The 19,053-nt window shown below is 44.3% G+C and carries 16 protein-coding genes; 7 read left to right on the top strand and 9 right to left on the bottom strand.

The genetic code is table 11. The features are described from left to right. Positions 1-56: 56 nt before the first annotated feature. Positions 57-1,982: a GbpC/Spa domain-containing protein gene (locus tag APAR_RS02130; protein ID WP_220093149.1), complete on the bottom strand. Its 1,926-nt coding sequence runs from the start codon at positions 1,980-1,982 to the stop codon at positions 57-59. 318 nt (positions 1,983-2,300) lie between these two features. On the opposite strand from APAR_RS02130, the gene APAR_RS02125 reads away from it, so the two are divergent. After that, positions 2,301-2,609 carry a hypothetical protein gene (locus tag APAR_RS02125; protein ID WP_012808501.1) on the top strand — a complete coding sequence of 103 codons (309 nt, stop codon included), beginning with the start codon at positions 2,301-2,303 and terminating at the stop codon, positions 2,607-2,609. A gap of 146 nt (positions 2,610-2,755) precedes the next feature. Here APAR_RS02125 and APAR_RS02120 read toward each other — a convergent pair whose 3' ends face one another. The 3 genes from APAR_RS02120 to APAR_RS02110 form a co-directional block, all read right to left on the bottom strand. Further along, the gene (locus APAR_RS02120) at positions 2,756-4,351 is read right to left on the bottom strand and encodes a 4Fe-4S dicluster domain-containing protein (RefSeq protein WP_012808500.1); all 1,596 of its coding nucleotides are present in this window, start codon (positions 4,349-4,351) and stop codon (positions 2,756-2,758) included. A gap of 84 nt (positions 4,352-4,435) precedes the next feature. Then, entirely contained in the window at positions 4,436-5,176 is a 741-nt protein-coding gene (locus APAR_RS02115; protein WP_012808499.1) for an RluA family pseudouridine synthase, read from the bottom strand. A gap of 1 nt (position 5,177) precedes the next feature. Next, the gene (locus APAR_RS02110; protein ID WP_012808498.1) at positions 5,178-6,119 is read right to left on the bottom strand and encodes a LysR family transcriptional regulator; all 942 of its coding nucleotides are present in this window, start codon (positions 6,117-6,119) and stop codon (positions 5,178-5,180) included. A gap of 44 nt (positions 6,120-6,163) precedes the next feature. Between APAR_RS02110 and APAR_RS02105 the strand changes: the two genes are divergently transcribed. After that, positions 6,164-7,669 carry a Na+/H+ antiporter NhaC family protein gene (locus APAR_RS02105; RefSeq protein WP_081433506.1) on the top strand — a complete coding sequence of 502 codons (1,506 nt, stop codon included), beginning with the start codon at positions 6,164-6,166 and terminating at the stop codon, positions 7,667-7,669. Between the two features lie 75 nt (positions 7,670-7,744). Here the strand turns inward: APAR_RS02105 and APAR_RS02100 are convergent, their stop codons facing one another. From APAR_RS02100 to hisS, 5 genes are all read right to left on the bottom strand, one after another. Next, entirely contained in the window at positions 7,745-8,398 is a 654-nt protein-coding gene (locus APAR_RS02100) for an ABC transporter ATP-binding protein (protein WP_012808496.1), read from the bottom strand. Positions 8,399-8,400: 2 nt separating this feature from the next. After that, the gene (locus APAR_RS02095) at positions 8,401-10,566 is read right to left on the bottom strand and encodes a bacteriocin-associated integral membrane family protein (protein WP_012808495.1); all 2,166 of its coding nucleotides are present in this window, start codon (positions 10,564-10,566) and stop codon (positions 8,401-8,403) included. A gap of 244 nt (positions 10,567-10,810) precedes the next feature. Further along, complete coding sequence (locus APAR_RS02090) at positions 10,811-11,614, bottom strand: IS3 family transposase (RefSeq protein WP_425357246.1); 804 nt, start codon at positions 11,612-11,614, stop codon at positions 10,811-10,813. A 67-nt stretch (positions 11,615-11,681) separates the two neighbouring features. Beyond that, positions 11,682-12,179 (bottom strand): helix-turn-helix domain-containing protein, encoded by a 498-nt coding sequence (locus APAR_RS07500; RefSeq protein ID WP_012808493.1) that lies wholly within the window; start codon positions 12,177-12,179, stop codon positions 11,682-11,684. 89 nt (positions 12,180-12,268) lie between these two features. Next, the gene (gene hisS, locus APAR_RS02080) at positions 12,269-13,579 is read right to left on the bottom strand and encodes a histidine--tRNA ligase (protein WP_012808492.1); all 1,311 of its coding nucleotides are present in this window, start codon (positions 13,577-13,579) and stop codon (positions 12,269-12,271) included. Positions 13,580-13,910: 331 nt separating this feature from the next. Here hisS and sufC point away from each other — a divergent pair, with 331 nt between their 5' ends. The 5 genes from sufC to sufU are packed head-to-tail and all read left to right on the top strand — an operon-like array spanning position 13,911 to position 19,052. Further along, a complete protein-coding gene (sufC, locus tag APAR_RS02075; protein WP_012808491.1) occupies positions 13,911-14,678 on the top strand; it encodes a Fe-S cluster assembly ATPase SufC in 768 nt (255 codons plus the stop codon). Continuing rightward, positions 14,678-16,096 carry a Fe-S cluster assembly protein SufB gene (sufB, locus tag APAR_RS02070; RefSeq protein ID WP_012808490.1) on the top strand — a complete coding sequence of 473 codons (1,419 nt, stop codon included), beginning with the start codon at positions 14,678-14,680 and terminating at the stop codon, positions 16,094-16,096. The genes sufC and sufB overlap by 1 nt, the downstream gene beginning before the upstream one ends. Then, positions 16,096-17,235, top strand: coding sequence for a SufB/SufD family protein (locus APAR_RS02065; protein ID WP_012808489.1), 1,140 nt, complete (start codon positions 16,096-16,098; stop codon positions 17,233-17,235). Before sufB ends, APAR_RS02065 begins: the two co-directional genes overlap by 1 nt. Then, a complete protein-coding gene (locus APAR_RS02060) occupies positions 17,235-18,524 on the top strand; it encodes an aminotransferase class V-fold PLP-dependent enzyme (protein WP_012808488.1) in 1,290 nt (429 codons plus the stop codon). Before APAR_RS02065 ends, APAR_RS02060 begins: the two co-directional genes overlap by 1 nt. After that, positions 18,525-19,052, top strand: a complete 528-nt coding sequence (gene sufU / locus APAR_RS02055; protein ID WP_012808487.1) for a Fe-S cluster assembly sulfur transfer protein SufU — start codon at positions 18,525-18,527, stop codon at positions 19,050-19,052. The last annotated feature ends 1 nt before the right edge of the window (position 19,053 follow it).

Here is a 19,053-nt window from a genome sequence, read left to right as displayed (position 1 = left end):
AAAAAGCCATTCTTCAAAAGAAGAATGGCTTTAAACTGCAATCAAAATCTTTTTATCTATTTCTTTTTCTTCTTAATAAACCAAGAACCACCTAATACTGCTATTGATCCTGTACAAAGAGCAATAGAAGAAAATACTCCTGCGTCTCCTGTATATGGAGTTTTAGCCTTCTTTTTACGTTTCTTTGGCGGATTAGGAGGCTCAGGTGTCTTTACCGTTACCTTATTTGAGCTTCTTGTATAGGTATTATTAATATCTATATCAAAGTCGTTTTCGTAAACAGCTCCATCTTTTGTAACTTTACCAACGATTACAGGAGCAGGAACATCAGCTTCCTTAGTTGGATCAGCATTAATCTGACTGAGCAAAGAAGCATTTGCTGTAAAGACAAGCGTACGCGTACCTTCATCGTAACTTACTTCATAATCAGGACTTGCCTTCTTTGTGTCTTCCAAATTGACTTCATAACCCTCGGGTAATACATCATGGAAAACTACAGAGTCAATTTTTTCATGCCCTGCTGGAAAAGGCGTAGTATTCAATGCAAATTTGACAACAGAATTAGTCTTTACTGTATTGGAATTAATATCCTTATCATCCTCACTTAATGCTTTCTTCTCTAACTGAGGCTTTACATAGAATACGTCCAAATGATATCGAGCGCTAAATGTTGGCTTCTCAGGCTCTTCTGCTGGAGGTGTAGGTGGTGTTGGCTCAACTGGTTTGGTGGGCACATTAATTGCCTTAATATCCGAATTGAGAGCAAACCAAACAATGCCGCTCTTATGAGAGGCCATATCAAAACTAATTTCAGGACTTGTTACTCGGCCAACAATGGCACCATACCATGCTTTAGGAGAAGTTGGTGTATCCCAGTCAGCTGTATTAAATCTGGAACCATAAGCTTTTTCAGCATTATTTGTATCTGAATACGCGCTGCCATCAGCATGGGGTTTAATTGTTGATCCTGAAATAGGCACATATTCGCCGTTAAAGTATCCAACCTTTTCAATTGCATCTTTATCAACTGCACCGGATCCATTTCCTCTATTTAATGAAGAAAAACTCAGTAATGAACCAGTTGGGTCAATTACATTACCGTCTTCATCATAAAATTTAACAGTTACATTAATTCGAGCATCACCGAAGAAATCGTTATACCAAATAGTAACCGTAGGGTCCTTTTGCAAGACAACTGGAAGCTTATTAGGTACGTTTACTCCCGAAGAACCCTTATACGTATAGGTATATACAACTTTAGAAATCTTCTTACCGTTATAGCTAGAATTAGTCAAATTTGTATATGTAGCAGTGAAAGGCTTATCTTTTTCTAACATAACACGTGCTGCATTAGCAGCCTGTCCATTATTTAATGCATCAAAGTATGAATATCTCCATGGCTCAGATCCAAGATTCCAAGATCTAACTTCTGCACTAAACTCATCATGTGTATATTTTCTGCCTGAAAGAGTAAGTACTGCATTTGGCTCAGATTTAAATGTTAAAAGCTGCGGATATGGCTTAGTCATATAGCCATCTTCGTTCTTTTTCTGTTCAAGCTCAGCCATAGCTTTATTATAAGCAATCATATCTGCATCATACTGAGCTTTGTCTGCATCATACTGAGCTTTGTCTGCGTCATACTTAGCCTTGGCGGTATCATAAGCAGCCTTTTTTGTAGCATAGTCTGCTAGCTTCTGTTTAGCTTCTTCTGTAATAGCATCTAAATCTTGAGATTGTTTGTTGTAATCATCTTGAATCTCAGACTTTTTAGCATCAATATCTGATGACGATTCGACAGAACCCTTGTCAACATCATCATCTTTTTGAACATCTACACCAGCTGCCTTTGCTGCTGCAACACTCGCCTCTAATTTAGAAGCATCTTCACGAACCTCTATACCTTTTGCAGGATCTGTTGCATAAGCTTTTACAGGATTAAGAGGAAAAAGAGTCAATATCAAAAGAAGAGATAATGACACTGCAGCTACTCTCGTAAAAGAAGAGGTTGAGACCCTTTTCATATACTTCTAACCTTTCTATGGCTCACTCTTACATATCTTTTATTTAAAGAATCAAAGACTTATTTTATAAAAACAAATCTTTCGTAAATAAATTGTACCAATATTTACAAATCATTAGTTACAAGAATGTACAATTTACATTTACCGCACACCACACAAAATCTCGCGTTCACCCAATGCACAAAAAAACAATTGAATATATAGCCTCATTCAGAGGTATAGTCTATAAAAGTGCGTCCATAATTTACGCGCAAGCGACGTGGAAAGGATTGCATCATGGGCAAAAAAAGTTCCGAGGTTCTGCAGATTTCTTACGAAGATCTGGCCGAGTATCTACACAGTAATCACTCCGTGTATATGCAGGTCGGAAACCAAGTTTACTATCTTACTGATGTTAACTATGAATCATGGAGAGCTCAAGACACTAGCATTAGAAACTCAAAAAATCACTTTGTAGATTGTTCCGAACTTGTTCCAACAGTAGATGAATTTCTCACCCTTCCTTTTATTAATGGAAAAACAATTAAAGACGTATTTTCACATGCAACTTTCTATGCGTCACTAAAGAATGAAAAATCTGAATAATACTAAGTAATCAATATTTTATTGATTACTTAACAATTTAAATTACAAGGGCCTGTTACATACAGGCCCTTTTTATAAATACTTTTGCTTTGAAAAACGCCGATGCGATGCACCGGCGTTTCTACTTTTGATTTGAAACTATGACTTTACTCAACAGGTTTCTGAACCTCAAGAACCTCGGCAATCTCAACCTCGGCAGAGACAGTGCCAGCAAGTTCTGGAATAAGATTATTGTACTTATTAGCAGAAGCAAATTCGGAAGAAGCGGTCTTTGCATAGCGCTTAACTGCTGCTGCAGCACGGTTAACTGCACTTAAAGTACCAGCGCCACCAACACATCCTCCTGGACAGGCCATACCCTCAAGAAGATAGCCTGGATATTTACCTTTAACGGCATCCTTAAGCATAGCTCGACACTCAGCAAGACCGTCAACAGCCATGATAGGCACTTCTTTATCAGGGTACTTCTGATGAATGACGTTTACTACTGCACCTGCGACTCCGCCTGCAACTGCAAAGGCACGGCCATCATGAGAAGCATTTTCAAAGTCGGAATTGTCGTCATCAAGCTTGGTGTAGTCAATGCCCTTAGACTCCATCATTCCTGCAAGCTCTTCAAAAGTCAGAACAAAATCAACCTCGGACTTAACGGACCGACGCAGTGCCTCAAGTTTCTTAGCAGTACATGGTCCAATAAAGACAATCTTAGACTCTGGATTTTGTTTTCTTACCAAACGAGCAGTCAAAACCATTGGAGTAAGTGCCATAGAGATGGCATCAGCATGCTCTGGGTACTCTTTTTTGGCCATTGCAGACCAAGAAGGGCAGCAACTTGTACCCATAAATGGTAGCTTATCTGGAACTTCTTTGACAAAGTCTTCTGCTTCCTGAACGGTACAGAGGTCAGCACCAGTTGCAACCTCTTCTACCTCAGCAAAACCCATCTCCTTGAAGGCTTCACGAAGACGACCAACACTACCCTTGCCAAACTGACCAACAAACGAAGGAGCCACAATTGGAACAACCGTGTAGCCTTCGTTGATAGCCTGAATTACTTGGAAAATTTGGCTTTTATCGGCAATTGCACCAAAGGGACAGTTAACAAGACACTGACCACAAGATACGCACTTCTCGTAATCAATGTCTGCGCGGCCGTGCTCATCGGAGCCAATGGCGTCCATGCCACAAGCAGCGGCGCAAGGACGTACGTGGTGATGGATTGCCTGATAAGGACAAACCTTAAAGCACATACCGCACTGAATACACTTCTCCTGGTCAATATATGCTTTTTTGTCTACAAAGCTAATTGCCTCTTTAGGACAGATTTCTCGACAAGGGTGTGCAAGACAGCCCTGGCAAGCATTAGTAACGCGATAAACATTGTCTTCACATGCGTTGCAGGCAAACTTAACAATGTTGATCAGAGGGGGCTGATAATAAACCTCTGGTCGAGAAGCTTCTTCTAAACCATCAGAGATATTCTCGGGTTGGTCTACGCCCTGCATAGGCATACCCATAGTCATGCGAATACGCTCACCAACAATAGCGCGTTCCAAAAAGACGCTCTCACGGTAAGTTGCAATATCACCAGGAATAATCTTATAAGGCAGCTCTTCCATCTGGCGAGCAATTTCATCGACGCTCTTGTCTGCTTTTTCGTATGCAAGCGTCGAAACCTCTTTAAATACCTTCCTGCGAATCTCAGTCAGGTTGGTATATACACCTCGCATTGTGCCAGGCATTTCTCCCCCTCCTCGTTCACTTTATGCGCGTCTGGGTAACGTAATTGCACAAAATGAAAATATGTTGCTACCTCAAAGTATGGACTATAAGTCCTTCTCAAGGACACCAAAATTAGAAAATCGCTCTGGAATATCCGTTTTAATCACAATTTTTGCGCCCGTGACTGGGTGAATAAATCCAATTCTATATGCGTGCAGCATTAATGGCTGCGGCCTATGCTTCTTTTTTGTTTTACGCTGCAGAGAAGACATACCTCCATACAACACATCTCCCACCAGAGGAAATCCAAGTGACGAGAGATGCACTCTAATTTGATGCTTTCTTCCTGTCAGCAAATTGACCAATAACAAGCTTTGAATTTGGCCTTGCGCTGATGACGCAACTTTAATGAGACGTACCTCCGTTTGAGAGGGTTTTCCTGTGTCGGAAATTCTCATCTTCTGAGCATCATGTCGGTCTTTTCCAATTGCCTTATCTATCAGCAGTTTATTTAATCCAAAATCTCCTTTAACAACTGCCAAATACTCTTTGGAGAGTTCTTTAGAGGCGATGAGTTGATCAAACTGTGGCTGCGTTTCTTTTTTAAGCGAGAAGAGCACAATTCCTGTTGTCTCCTTGTCAAGACGATTCAATGCTTGGACCTGAGAAAGATCTATCTTGTTTGAACTCTCAAGTGCACAGAGTTTCTCGCAAACTAAATCGGTTAAAGAGGGCTCATTAGTGCCATCTGAGTGAACAATCATTCCCGCTGGTTTATTTACGGCAAGTAGATAATCGTCCTGATACAAAAACTCAAGATTACTGTTGGTTTGAAGAGTATCCATGCTACTCACTTCGCTTAACAACGTAGCGATGCTCAGAAAGAACCTGAGCAAATGACTCAATAGCACTCCAAACGTGATCGGTGCGTCGCCAAGCAACACTGACCGAGTAAGACATCTCTTTTCCCAGTTCAATAATATGAAGGCCAGAAGTTTCAAAGTCGTAGTAAGAAGAGGCAACTAGCTCCGACGGTAAGAAGCACGCGCCAACCCCTCTCATGGCAAGAGCCAAAAGAGTCTCGGAGTTCCTAGACATAACCTTGATGGTGGGAGAAATACCAGATGCCGCAAATGCATGGCGAGCAAAACTACCTGCAATGTCTCGCTTACCAACCGTTAGAAAAGGACAAGCTTCTAAAGCCGTGAGCTTTCCCGTTCTCTTGACTTGCGAGACAACCGAGTCAACCTTATCTGCATATAAAGATTCAAGAAGTGCTTGTGAAACTACTAGAACGATCTTCTCGTCAAACAATTTTTGAATGACTAGGTCATACGATGCAGAATTAACCGTTGCAACAATCAAGTCGAGTTGGCCTTCAGATAGCCACTCAACTAACTCATCGTTCTCGCCCTCATCAAGCTCAATAGAGATATTTGGATGCAATTTTTGAAAAGCAGCAATAGAGCGTGGCATGATGATATGACCTCGTGTTGCGGTGACGCCAACATGCAAACGACCTCGTTCATTACCTGCAATATCAAGAAATTCCTGATCCATTGCACGACGCTGAGCTTGGAACCTACGGGCATAACGCAAAAATTCTTCTCCAGCAAACGTTAGAGACAGTGGAACAGTGCGTTCCAGCAGCTTAGAGCCAAGTTCTTTTTCTGCTGCCGCAATATTTGCCGAGAGCGTTTGCTGAGTCACACTCAAACGCTCAGCCGCCTTGGTGAAACTCTTTTCTTCCGCAACGGCAACAAAATAATCCATGGTTTGAAAGTTCATTTTTGCTCCCACTGTATTACAAAAATTACTTGTAATTATAACCATTGAAAACAGTTGGACTTCAACATTTTAGTCGCATACTCTATTTACATAAGAAGTTTGTTTGGAGTGGATGCATGGTAGAACTAATAGTACTAAGTGCCTTTGCGGTGATGCTCATCGTAGGCACAGTCCTATCCTTCCCCCTAACATCTATCTTGACCGCTGGTTTCTTCCTCTTTTTTGGTTACGGACTTTCACGCAAAATTTCTCCAAAAAAGCTCCTTATGGCTGCCTTTAAATCTGTCTGGGAAGTCAAAACAATCATTGCGCTGTTTGCTGTTGTAGGTGCTATGAGCGCTGCGTGGCGTGCAGCTGGAACTATTCCAGAGATTGTCAGTATCTCTGCTTCTCTTATTTCTCCATCTATTTTTATTCTGGCAACATTCTTACTCTGCACCATGATGTCCATGCTTCTGGGTACCGCATTTGGTACCGCAGCAACCATGGGAATCATCTGCATGTCTATTGGTAAAGCAATTGGAGCAAGCGAGTTCTTTATTGGTGGTGCAGTTCTTGCAGGCAGCTACTTTGGTGATCGCTGCTCCCCTATGTCTACCAGCGCAATTCTGGTTTCACAGCTTACCGATACCAATCTATCTAAGAATATTAACCGCATGCTTCGTACCAGCGTGGTGCCTTTTATTGTGGCATGCGTCATCTACGTAGCCTGGGACTTCTTCATGGCAAATACGGGAACCATTCCTGATGTCACCGGTCTTCTAAGCCGTTCCTTTAGGCTCTCTTTGATTTCACTTACACCAGCACTTCTTGTTATTGTTTTCTCGCTTCTTAAAGTTGATGTCATTGTTACCATGACATCCAGCCTGGTACTCGCCTGCATTCTGTGCGTCACAATTCAACGCGTCCCTCTTGCCGACCTGCCTATCATTCTGCTTTTTGGCCTTCGTGCTCCAGGTGCTACCGTAGCAAACATGGTCAACGGTGGCGGCATTTTCTCTATGACAAATGTTTTGATGATTGTCACCATTTCTTCAAGCTATGCTGGTCTTTTCCAGACAACTGGCCTGCTTCGCCGTATGTGTCAGCTGGTAGCTGATCTCTCCGATAGCTCTACGCCTTTCTTTGGCGTTCTGATTACCAGCATGTTTACCTCAATGGTTTCTTGTAACCAGACCTTGGCCATTATGCTGACAAATGACCTGTGCGAGAACGCAGAAAACTCCTCCAGTGCACTTGCTCTGGATATCGAGAATAGCGCTGTAATCCTTGCTCCACTGGTTCCGTGGTCCATCTCAAATATCTCGGTACTCTCTGCAATTGGTGCACCTTCTATGAGTCTTTTAGCTGCAAGTTTCCTCTATTTATTACCTCTTTGGACTCTGGGAATTTCTCTGTGGCTCCATCGCCGTCCAGCAAAGATTGATGGTCATCGTGCCCGTTGGCTTGGCCTTACCTCTGATGATGTCCGTAGTTGCACATGGCCACGCGTACAGGAGACAGAATCAGCAGACTCCGTCGAGAGCCTTCCTGCTGCAAAAGTTGCTTAAATCAGCTTTTTAACGACTGTAATAGACTGTAATACGAATTGCTAAAACTGGAAGCGCCTTTCTACACCTATGCTTCTATTGATGTTTTGGCAATTCAATAATTCGGTCACAACGTTGAGCAATATTCATATCATGCGTGACCATAAGAAGCGTTTTATGGTTTGCGTGAACGGAGTCTAGCAAACTATCTATGACAATAGTGGCCATAGCCTTATCAAGCGATCCGGTTGGTTCATCAGCAAGGATTAAATTACCTGGTTTTATCATTGCTCGAGCAATTGCTACCCTCTGCTTTTCTCCACCAGAAAGCTCATTTACAACCGCATCGTACTTCTCGCCAATTCCATAGCTTTCCAAAGCAGTTCTAATAAGACGCTCTTGCTCCTGCTTTGACAGTTTAGTGTATTGAAGCGCTAATAAGAGATTTTTGCTTACTTTCCAGTCATTAATGAGAGCAAAAGATTGAAATAGATAATTGATCTCAGTGCGCCTCATAAGTGTTGCTTTTTTGCTATTGATTGAAGGGTATGCTCTGCCTTCAAGGCTAATTATGCCTGAGTCTAAAGTCTCGAGAAGACCAATGATATTAAGAAGTGTTGATTTTCCGCAACCAGAAGGTCCCACAAGAGCCACTGACTCTCCACTCTGTATCTCAAATGAAATGTTATGAAGAACCGTGTTACTTCCAAATGACTTGTTAAGAGCATCTACCTTTAGAAACGTATACATAACTACTCCTTAGAGAGATTCTCTAGAACAATTTTCATAGTGCTTCTATTTGCAGAAATGCTGATAGTCAAATTGGAAATCAATAACATCAAGCAGCCCATTATTATTCCAAGAGTTGAGCCTATGACAATCATGCAAAGTGTTCCAACAAATGCAATGAGATTCACTAGGAGAAAAATATTTATGTATTGTTTGTAAATGCCAAATCCCAACATGCATTCAACAGCAATTTTTCTCTCATTTAATCTCTGAACAATTGAAATCATGCTTATTTGAATAACTGTTATAGCCGCAAACATAAGCACAATTACAACTCCGAATAAGAGAAAGAGCTCTTGTAACGATTTTCTGTAGTCCTTTATAAAGCTTTCTATCGAATTAAATTGTGTTCCAAAACCGTCATCAGATAGCTCTACAATGCCACTGGAATCTAGCAAACTTGAAGCGGCTTCAGGTGACAATTTTATATAACTATTATCAAGACCAGTGGCCACTAAGCTCTCCGATTCACTAGGAATCATATTATTTGACGTTACTACTTTAACTACTATATTTGTGCTTATAGAAGGGCTATCTATACTTGTTGACCAGGTAAAAAATCCTCCACTAGCATCGTATTCAATGAATTCAGATGAAGGATTTTGCATATAAGGCGTGACAATATCCGACTCAAATATTTTGTCGCTTCTAGATACAAGCTCTCTCAACAGAGATTTTTGTTCTTCTGAGTACGATCTTGGAACTAAATAAATCCTTGTTCCATTCTCTGCTTTTTTAACTTGTTCATCAGTTAACGCTACCCCAATTTCTTTTAGATAAGAAGGGGATGCAATCAGAGCATCAAATGGCTTCAAAATTGCAGAATTTATTCCATAAGCATTTAGTGTTGCTTCACCTATGTGATTTACATGAGCAATATAGACGCCCTTATCGTGCTCATGGTCTTTATACCAATCAAATAATTCTTTACTTTTATCCATTGGTCTACCGTTGAAAAAATTACCTTGTACCACGTGGTTTCGAACAATATACCAATCTTTATATATAGACCAATTTTCTTGAGTGGATAGTAAATTTGAATACATAGTTATTGGAGCATCCATATAAATTGAGCCAGCAAAAACCACCACACAACAAAGCGCATAAATAATCGCCGTTAGAATGTACAGACCCTTTTGCGACAGTCTTCCTAAAATTGCATCCACGGGTCGAATTGTTAAAAGTGGAGCAGCAGAAATTAGAACCGAAATCACAACTACAAGTATTGATGGCAATGCCGTGGTAAACGTAAACAGTAAAAACCTGCCAGTAATATTAAATCCGGAACAATTAACTATTGTCCAAATAAGAGCTAATGGCAGTAAAACAGCTGCCAAAGAGCAATAGAAAAAATAATGATGTACAACGTAATCGCTTTTACTCCAGCCGAGCATTACGTGGACACCAAGTTTCTTTAATTCTTGTAATGAGTTGTAATACGTCAGTAAACAAAACGAAATACTCAAGATTATAAAAGTTACCCCAGCAACGTAGTAGAACAGTCCAATTTCAACCGCTGATCCTGAATAATTAGTAATAAATTTTTCTTTATGTAAGCCAGTAGCCTCTGAAATCTGACTGACTAGCTCATCAAATTCTCCAGGAGAAAGGCCTAGAACAGCACAAGAATTACCCAAATTATAGCCGGGGGTAATTTGATCTAATTTGAAATAAACTGAACCTAATACATACGGTAAATCACCAACTTTATTGTTGGTATCCATTCCGTAGCCAAGATATGACTCTGGAGAATGCTCTAGCAGCTCATTAATTTTTTGTCCATTTATAACTTGAGTGCCAAGAACATCAAAAGAATTGAAGCTGTTCACTTTATTACCTTGAGAGGACAATACGCCAACCGTCAGTATCCTAGGTCCTTCAGTAATTGATTCAGTCTTTTTTGTTATAAGAATCATCTTGTGAGTTTGTGCGTAAGATCGAACAACTGACACGAACGTTTCTTTTGTCTCATTGGACATCTGTGAAGTATAAATTTGTGGCTGATTAGAAAGCCAAGCATCAAATTCTCGAGAAATAAAAATTTCTAAAAACCCTTTTCCCACCAAAAACGAGGAGAGTGCAATTAAGACAACTATGATAGAAACAATAAAGCGGTACGCTCTTTTCATTTCTTCACCTACAACGTATCTTTGCCTTATAAATAAATGAAGGTGCTTATTAGTTATTAACTTATAAATTTACTTCTACATTATTAGTATGAACTTACAACATTCGCGTTTAACCGATCTTATTGATAACTATCGTAAGCGGACTTTATTATTCTATAAACGGTATTTCATTATCCAAATTAAAACAAATCCTCCCATGCCAAATTGAACTGCGTCCCAAAACTTGGACGAATTTAATAAAGAGCTAGGCCACCAAGGACTGATTCCGGAACTCCTCCGGGGTCAGTCCTTTTAGTTTAACCTGACGCCTTTGTGTGTTCCAGTACATAACATATGCATCCAAATCTGCCTTGAAAGACTCAAAGTTAGGCCACGTTCTTCCTCGGAAGAACTCGTCTTTCATATGGCCAAAGACCTGCTCGGTAGCACCGTTGTCTATGCAGTTGCCCTTCCTGGACATGCTCTGGACAACTCCTGCATCTTTTAGTCGTCTGCACCATGTGCTGTGCTGATACTGCCAGCCCATGTCGCTATGCAGAATTGGAGTCCTACCTTCAGGTATCTTTGACAAAAGTTGGTCGAGAAGAGCTATTTGCTGGACCATGTTTGGATTTTTCGCTGTACTCCATGCGACAATCTCTTTGCTCCCGAAGTCATAGATGGGTGCAAAGTACGCCTTACCCCACGCCTGCTTGAACTCCGTGACGTCGGTGCCCATCTTCTTCCACGGGCTATCGGTAGAAAAGTTGCGTCCTATGACGTTTTCAAAGGTCTTACCGACAACGCCTTTATAGGAGCTATAGCGGTGATAGTCTGTCTCACGTCGTATCTTACAGCGAACACCCATCTCACGCATGATTTTAAGAACAGTCTTGTCGGCGATTCTTACACCCAGCTCAGCGCGCAGACACATGGCTATCTGTCTGTGACCGCATCCGTTTGTAGTACGCGAGAAATCTCTGCAACCGCGCGGTGTAGCTCTGGGCGTGTTGGCTTTACTGGGTGCGCTCGTGCGTAGTAGTAGGTAGCCCTTGCAAGTCCTGAGCACTCCAGTAGATAGCACAAAGAGTATCCCTCGACCCGCAAAGCACTCACAATCTTAGCCTTTACCCCGGTCAGAGCTCGCCTTTCTCGACCAGGGCGCGCAATTTTTTTAAGTAGGCTACCTCGGTCTCGAGCCTTAGGCACCTCTCCTCAAGTTCCTGCTCGCGGGTGCGCTTTTGCGGCTTGGACTTAGAGCCTTTAGGTCTTCCTTTTGGCTTTGGCTTAAGAGCCTCTGCACCACCTGTACGGTAGAGCCTGCACCAACGCTCAAGTGGTGCCAGAGACATAATCTTAAACTTGGCCATCGCTTCAGTCTTTGTCATGCCGCCCTCAATGACAGCTCTTGCTGCTGCAACTTTTTGCTCGTAGGTGTATTTAGCCTGCTTGCCATCCATGGTCAGTAGCACCTCGCTTCCAAACGCGTGGTATATATGCTGCCATACTTTCACAGTTGGGAGTGGAACAGAAAGAGTACTTGCAACTGCACGAGATCCCATACCGGCATCAAAGAGCTCGGCTGCCTTCTTTCTCACTTCTATATCGTGCTTTACCCTACGATCCATACGCATAAAAAACCTCCCATTTCTTATGTCCAAGAAATGGGAGGCAGTTCAAATACATAGGAGGATTTAAAAATCAATACTATTATCTACTTCTACTACTGTCTTGCTTTAACCTCAGCAACAAGCTGGTCAGAAGGTACCTGTACCTGCTCATGAGACTCCATATCACGAAGAGTTACAACACCAGCTTCAACCTCATCTGGACCAATAACCACACAAAGTGCCGCGCCCATCTTATCTGCCTGCTTGAACTGAGCCTTTAACGAACGACCAGTACGATCAGCCTCGCATCTAATACCTGCCTCACGCAGCGCCAATACAGCATCAAATACAACAGGAGCCTGCTCAGCACCTGCACAAGCAACATAGACACAGCTTGGAGCTGCAGGTTCAGCCGAAACACCAAGAGCCTCCAGCGCCAGCATGATGCGTTCAAAACCAACAGCAAAACCAACGCCTGGGGTTGGCTTTCCACCTTCAAGTTCAACAAGACCGTCGTAACGACCGCCACCGCCGATAGCACCAACGCCAGCGTTTGGAATTTCTACCTCAAAGACAGTGCGCGTATAGTAATCCAGGCCTCGAACAAGCGTTGGATCCTCAATGTACAAAATACCAGCAGCATCCAAATATGCTTTGACCTGCTCATAATGAGTGCGACAGTCATCGCACAGGTTGTCTGAAATCAGTGGAGCATCTTTCATGACCGCGTGACAACCCTCATTTTTGCAGTCAAACGCACGCAGCGGATTAATCTCTGCACGCTCAAGACAGTCCTCACACATCTGATCCTTGTGATCAAGAATGAACTGCTTGACCTTCTCGCGATATGCAGGACGGCACTCCGCATCACCCATAGAGTTAATCATGAGCTTCATATTGGCTGGCGAGAAACCCATCTGCTCGTAAAACTTCATCAACATGATGATGGACTCTGCATCAGCAGCTGGATCAGAAGCTCCAAGCCACTCAACGCCTACCTGGTGAAACTGACGCAGACGGCCCTTCTGAGGACGTTCCCCTCTAAACATTGCCTCGGCATACCAAAGCTTTGCAGGCGTTCCGCCCTGTGGCACAAAGTTATGCTCAACAGCAGCGCGAACCACACCAGCAGTTCCCTCAGGGCGCATGGCCATGCGCTGACGAGGCTTAAGACCGGACTCATTACCAGCAGCTAGCAAGTCATCAAGCAGAGCGCCTGAAAAGACGCGAAACATCTCTTTGCGTACAACATCAGTTGACTCACCAATACCGTGAACAAAAGTATCTACCTGCTCAAGTGCAGGAGTCTCAATGCGGTCAAAACCGTAAGTACCAAACAAATGGCGAGCAACATCTTGCATGTGCTCCCACGAGCGCATATAGCCGCCGTAAAGATCTTCGGTACCTTGAATTCTCTGACCCATGAATCCTCCTTGTTGCAACATAGATGTTTCTAGTTTACCCGTGAGAGACAACTCTGGTACAGAAAAGCTTTTATAACTTTTGAAACCTATGGAAAATCCGATTATTTTCTAGAAAACGTGAAAAAGTACTCATATGAGGGTTGCATTTTAATTCCTACCATTTAGTATGAATTAGCGGATTTTAGGGTATGACAAAGTCGTCAGTGACATTGATGTCTATCTTTGCCACCAGACCGCACTAGCACAAGGTTCAGCTCACACCAGAGCTACCCAAATGGCTAGTCACAAACGTATCACGTGCTTGCACGTAGAGATATTTGGAGAGAGATTTATGGCAACTGAGCTACTCCGTGTAAACGGAATTTCCGCAGGTACCGAGGAGAAATCCATCCTGCATTCAATTGATTTGAGCATTGGTGATGGCCAGGCTCATGTTCTGATGGGACCTAACGGCGCAGGTAAATCGACACTTGGCCGTGTCATTATGGGTGACCCTACCTATAAGATTACAGATGGTTCCCTTATCTTTAACGGCGAAGATGTAACTGAACTTGCTGCAGATAAGCGCTCCCTTGCAGGCATCTTCCTCTCCTATCAGGCACCTGTTGAGGTTCCTGGTGTTCCTCTTTATTCATTCCTGCGTACCATTACTCAGATGCGCCCCGAGCTTAAGATGACCGCTCGTCAGTTCCGTCAGCGCGTTGGTCAAATTTCTGATCAGCTTGAGCTTGACCAGGGCTTCTTGATGCGTGAACTTAACGTTGGCTTCTCTGGTGGCGAGAAGAAAAAGGTTGAGATGCTCCAGCTTCTATTGCTTCAGCCTAAACTTGCCATTCTCGACGAGACTGACTCTGGTCTGGATGTTGACGCACTATCCGTTGTTTCAAAAGGTATCCAGGCATACCGTGAAACCTGCGACGGATCGCTGCTCATCATTACTCACAACACTCGCATTCTTGAGCGCCTTGAGATTGACCGCACTCACGTTATGGTTAAGGGTCACCTGGTAGCTGACGGTCCCGCGGATCTCATCAACCAAATTGATCACGAGGGCTTTGAGCATTTTGAGAACCAAACAGATGAGGGTGGTGCTAACTAGTGAGCGAGAAAAAGCGATCTGAGGTCGCTGACGTAGACCGCTCGCTCTACGACTTCACCAAGTCTGAAGAGGGTTACGAGCGCTACGATGATGGCCTCACACCAGAAATTGTGCGTGCTATTTCCGAGAAAAAAGAAGAACCCGAGTGGATGCTCCAGATGAGGTTGTCGGCCCTGGAAACCTATCACCAGCGCCAGATGGCCACCAACTGGGGACCTTCTATTGCAGGTTTGGATTTGAACCATATCTCCACGTATGTCTCGCCAAAGACTCAGCAGGCAAATAGCTGGGACGATGTACCTGAGGATATTAGGGATACCTTTGATCGTCTGGGCATTCCACAAGCAGAGGCAGAGAGCCTTGCTGGTGTTGGTGCTCAGTACGATTCTGAGATTGTCTATCACAACATGCGTGAGGAAGTTGCTGAACAGGGTGTTATTTACACCACCATTGAGGATGCTTTGCACGATTCACAGTGGGAACCCGTTGTTAAAGAATACTTTGGCAAGCTGATTCCTCCTTCAGACCACAAGTTTGCGGCACTGCACTATGCTGTGTGGTCTGGTGGTTCTTTTGTTTATGTTCCTAAAAATGTCACTCTAGACTATCCTCTTCAGAGCTACTTTAGGCTGAATGCCCAGGGTGCTGGCCAGTTTGAGCACACGCTTATTATTGTTGAGGAAGGCGCTGATCTGCACTTTATTGAGGGCTGTTCTGCACCTAAGTACTACGCAGCAAACCTTCACGCTGGAGCTGTTGAGCTCTTTGTTAAGGACGGTGCGCGGCTGCGTTACTCGACCATCGAAAACTGGTCAAAGAACATGTACAACCTCAATACCAAGCGCGCCATCATTGGCAGTAACGCAAAGATGGAGTGGGTCTCGGGCTCTTTTGGCAGCCACGTTTCGTATCTCTACCCTTCTACCATCATGAACGGAGATTCTTCTAACTGCGAGTTCACTGGTATTACGTTTGCAGGAGCTACTCAGGACCTGGATACAGGTTGTAAGGTGATTATTAACGGCTCCAACAACTCGGCAAACGTTGACACTAAATCCATCTCCAAGGATGGCGGCGTCAACACCTTCCGCTCCGCAGTTACTGTTGGTCGCAAGGCAGAAAACGCTCGCGTGGCGTTCTCGTGCCAGTCGCTAATGCTAGACAACATCAGCCGTTCTGATACCATCCCAGAGATGGACGTCCGCAATTCAACTGCTCAGATTGGCCATGAGGCAACTATTGGACGTATTTCTGACGACACCGTTTTGTATTTGATGAGCCGCGGTTGCTCTGAGGCCGAAGCCCGCACCATGGTAGTAAACGGATTTGCAAACCCTGTCTCAAAAGAGCTTCCTATGGAGTACGCCGTTGAGATGAATAACCTTATTAAACTTGAGATGGAAGGAGCGATTGGCTAATGGATAACGTTTTGATTAATCGCGCCAACGTCCCTGCAGCTCAGACATGGAACCGTCTAAACGCCAACTCTTTGTCAGTTACCGTCCCCAATCATGCCGATGCAGGCAAAGTGTATCTGCCTCTACCTCGTCTTTTTGAGCGCATTGAGTGTGGAATGGGTCAAGAGGTTACTGACTACGTTGAGTCTCAGGTATTTAAGTCTGATTTCTACAATGTTCCCGCTCATACCAAGCGAGAAGAACCTATTGTTGTTGCGGTTTCTGCTGCTCAAAAACAGTGTGCAAATACCGGCATTATTGTGCGTGAAGGCGCTGAAGCAATTGTAGTTATCGCTGCATTTGCAGGTGAGAAAAGCACAGATGCTGCTAGCAACAACGCGCTCCCAACAAGCGCAGCACTCACCCGCATTGTTGTTGAAGCTGGTGCAAAGCTACACCTTATTGAGATGCTTGGTGTAAATGAAGACCAGCAGCACCTTGAGAGTGTTGGACTCGAAATTCACCAGGATGCTACTGTTGATGTTAAACAGTACGCTTTGGGAGGATCAACCATTGGTCTTGGCCTTACTGCTAACCTGGTTGGTGCTCGAGCCCGTCTCGATCTCAACAATCGCTATCACGCTACCCATAAAGAAACACTTGATATCAACCATCTAGTGCGTATGCGTGGTACCTCTACTCGCGCGCAGCTCACCGAGTCTGGTGTCCTTAACGAAGCAGCTAAGAAGACTCTTCGTGCAACCATCGACCTTGTTCGTGGCGCAAAGGATGCCCAGGGTAACGAGATTGAAACAGTCATGATTCTAGGCGACGACGTTGTCAACAAGACCATGCCTGTTATTCTCTGCGATGAAGATGATGTTGCTGGCAATCACGGTGCTACTATCGGATCCGTCTCTCCTGATCAGCTTGATTATCTTGCAGCTCGAGGACTTTCTCGCCAAGCTGCAGAGCAGTTGTTTGTACGCGCCCTCTTTGAAGACGCCATCATCAACGCACCTGAGGAGATTTCTCACCGTGTGGCCGTTGAGCGTTGCGAGGCTGAGCTGGGCGCAGAAATTGCTCACGACTATGATGAAGCTGCAGCTAACGACAATTCCAGCTCTGAAGCAAATTCCAACAAAGGCGGTGTCGCATAATGACCGACACGGAAGTTGCTCAGATTACCGATAACCCTTACAAAGCAGATTTTCCAATTCTGGCAGCAAATCCCAAGGTAGCTTACTTGGACAGTGCCGCCACTTCTCAGCGTCCACGCGTAGTCATTGAGGCACAGTCACGCTTCTATGAGACCATGAACGCAAATGCTTTGCGCGGATTGTACCGTTGGAGCGTGGATGCAACCGCAGCTATCGAGGACGCTCGCGCTTCGATTGCAAAGTTTATTGGTGCTGTCGATAAAAACGACAAGCCAGAAAGTCAGCAGATTATCTTTACGCGCAACACTTCTGAGGCACTTAATCTAGTTGCTTCAAGCCTTGGTCGCTATGCGCTCAAACCAGGCGATGACGTGGTCATTTCCATCATGGAACACCACTCAAACATCATTCCTTGGCAGCAAATTTGCAAGGCTACCGGTGCTAACCTGGTGTATCTACGCATGAACTCGCAGTATCAAATTACGCCCGAAGAAATTGCATCAAAGATTACCGAGCGCGCAAAAATTGTATCTGTCACACACGTCTCCAACGTGCTGGGAACTCGCAATGACATCAAAGCCATTGCTAAGCGTACTCATGCTATGGGTGCCTACATGGTTGTTGATGCTGCTCAATCTGCACCTCACATCCTTGTTAACGTGCATGATCTTGACTGTGATTTGTTGGCTTTCTCAGCGCATAAGATGTGCGGACCTATGGGCATTGGTGTGCTTTGGGGTCGTGCCGAGCTGCTCAACGCTATGCCACCATTTCTTACCGGTGGCGAGATGATTGATTCCGTCACCGAGACCGGCGCTGTTTGGGCCCCTGTACCCGAGAAGTTTGAGGCTGGTACACAGGATGCTGCAGGTATCTACGCTACCGGCGCCGCTATCAAATACCTCAACGGCTTGGATATGGCAAAGATTGAGAAGCGAGAAGAACTTCTCGCCAGGTACTTGGTACAGCAACTATGCACGCTGGACTTTGTTGACATTGTTGGCTCTAAGCTGGGACAAAATCACGTGGGCGCTGTGGCATTTAACGTACGCGGCGTTCATCCACACGACGTCTCAAGCATTCTTGACATGAATAATGTTTGCATTCGCGCTGGTCATCACTGTGCTGAGCCGCTTCTGATTGAACTGCATGAGTCCAGCACATGCCGCGCATCCGTTGCATTCTACAACGATAAACACGACATTGATCAGCTTATCGAGGGTCTTAACCAGGTTTGGAAGATCTTTGGCAGTGCGGTCAACACTAAGCAAAACAAGGAGCTGAAATAAGTGGCAGTAAACGACCTGTATAACGCTGAGTTCATGGACCACGTCTCTCACCCCGATTATAAATATCAGATGGACAATCCTACAGTCTCCCACGCAGGTGTTAATCCTTCTTGTGGCGATGAACTGACTTTTTCCGTGCGCATTGAGGATGGAAAAATTGCAGAAGCTGCCTTTGTTGGTAGTGGTTGCGCAATTTCTCAGGCATCAGCTGATATCATGAGCGATCTGATGATTGACCGTACTCCAGAAGAAGCTATTGAGCTTTGCAAACTCTTTGGACGTATGATTCGCGGAGAAGAGACTGACGAGGCCGTGCTTGATAAGCTGGAAGACGCCAATATTCTGCACGACATCGCTCACATGCCTGCACGCGTTAAGTGCGCCGAGCTGGCATGGCACACGCTTGAGGAGATGCTCGAGGCTCACAATAACGGTTCTACTGCAGCAGGTACTTCTACCACCGAGGATAACTCCGCAAATGCGAACGATAGCAGCGCTGACAGCGAGTACGCAAAAGGCGGCGAGTAGC

The sequence above is a fragment of the Lancefieldella parvula DSM 20469 genome, assembly GCF_000024225.1.
In the GTDB taxonomy this organism is placed as follows: Bacteria; Actinomycetota; Coriobacteriia; order Coriobacteriales; family Atopobiaceae; genus Lancefieldella; species Lancefieldella parvula.
Note: the sequence above shows the minus strand (reverse complement) of the source record. Positions and strands in the feature narration are given on the sequence as shown.

Coding starts and splice junctions, on each gene's coding strand:
- sufC (WP_012808491.1), top strand. CDS start 13,911: ATGGCAACTGAGCTACTCCGTGTAAACGGAATTTCCGCAGGTACCGAG.
- APAR_RS07500 (WP_012808493.1), bottom strand. CDS start 12,179: ATGCGTATGGATCGTAGGGTAAAGCACGATATAGAAGTGAGAAAGAAG.
- hisS (WP_012808492.1), bottom strand. CDS start 13,579: ATGGGTCAGAGAATTCAAGGTACCGAAGATCTTTACGGCGGCTATATG.
- APAR_RS02110 (WP_012808498.1), bottom strand. CDS start 6,119: ATGAACTTTCAAACCATGGATTATTTTGTTGCCGTTGCGGAAGAAAAG.
- APAR_RS02095 (WP_012808495.1), bottom strand. CDS start 10,566: ATGAAAAGAGCGTACCGCTTTATTGTTTCTATCATAGTTGTCTTAATT.
- APAR_RS02065 (WP_012808489.1), top strand. CDS start 16,096: ATGGATAACGTTTTGATTAATCGCGCCAACGTCCCTGCAGCTCAGACA.
- APAR_RS02125 (WP_012808501.1), top strand. CDS start 2,301: ATGGGCAAAAAAAGTTCCGAGGTTCTGCAGATTTCTTACGAAGATCTG.
- APAR_RS02115 (WP_012808499.1), bottom strand. CDS start 5,176: ATGGATACTCTTCAAACCAACAGTAATCTTGAGTTTTTGTATCAGGAC.
- APAR_RS02100 (WP_012808496.1), bottom strand. CDS start 8,398: ATGTATACGTTTCTAAAGGTAGATGCTCTTAACAAGTCATTTGGAAGT.
- APAR_RS02120 (WP_012808500.1), bottom strand. CDS start 4,351: ATGCCTGGCACAATGCGAGGTGTATATACCAACCTGACTGAGATTCGC.
- APAR_RS02060 (WP_012808488.1), top strand. CDS start 17,235: ATGACCGACACGGAAGTTGCTCAGATTACCGATAACCCTTACAAAGCA.